Source organism: Janthinobacterium lividum, from assembly GCF_011601275.1.
In the GTDB taxonomy this organism is placed as follows: domain Bacteria; phylum Pseudomonadota; class Gammaproteobacteria; order Burkholderiales; family Burkholderiaceae_D; genus Janthinobacterium; species Janthinobacterium lividum_E.
Genome location: NZ_JAAOLY010000058.1, coordinates 1 through 492, shown reverse-complemented (window position 1 = coordinate 492; position 492 = coordinate 1). Strand labels below are relative to the sequence as shown.

At 59.6% G+C, this 492-nt stretch carries 1 protein-coding gene; it reads right to left on the bottom strand.

Going from position 1 to position 492, the window contains the following annotated elements; translation table 11 throughout:
- A partial coding sequence (locus GYK42_RS28850; RefSeq protein ID WP_240943949.1) for a thiamine pyrophosphate-dependent enzyme occupies positions 1–492 on the bottom strand: 492 nt, incomplete at both ends.

The window sequence follows — 492 nt, the reverse complement described above, 5'->3', positions numbered from 1 at the left end:
GCGTGCACATGATTTCAATGATGGTCGTCTTGCCTTCATTCATCTGCATGTCGATCGCCTTTTTCAAGGCCGGGCCCACATCTTCCAGCTTGTCGACCGTGATGCCTTCGGCGCCCATGGCGCGCGCAATCTCGGCAAAGCTCTGGTTGTCGAGCTCTCCGGCGACGAAGCGGCGGTTGTAGAAATCGACCTGGTTTTTCTTTTCCGCGCCCCACTGGCGGTTGTGGAACACCACGGCCGTCACGGGAATGTTGTGGCGCACGCAGGTCATCGTTTCCATCAAGCTCATGCCCCAGGCGCCATCGCCCGCATACGACACGGCCGGACGGTGCGGTGCGGCCACTTTTGCGCCGATGATGGTCGGAAACGCGTAGCCGCAGTTGCCAAAGCTCATCGCCGCAAAGAAGCTGCGCGGCTTTTCAAAGCGCAGATAGCTGTTCGCCACCGAGTTGATGTTGCCGATGTCGGTCGACACCATCACGTCTTCCGGCA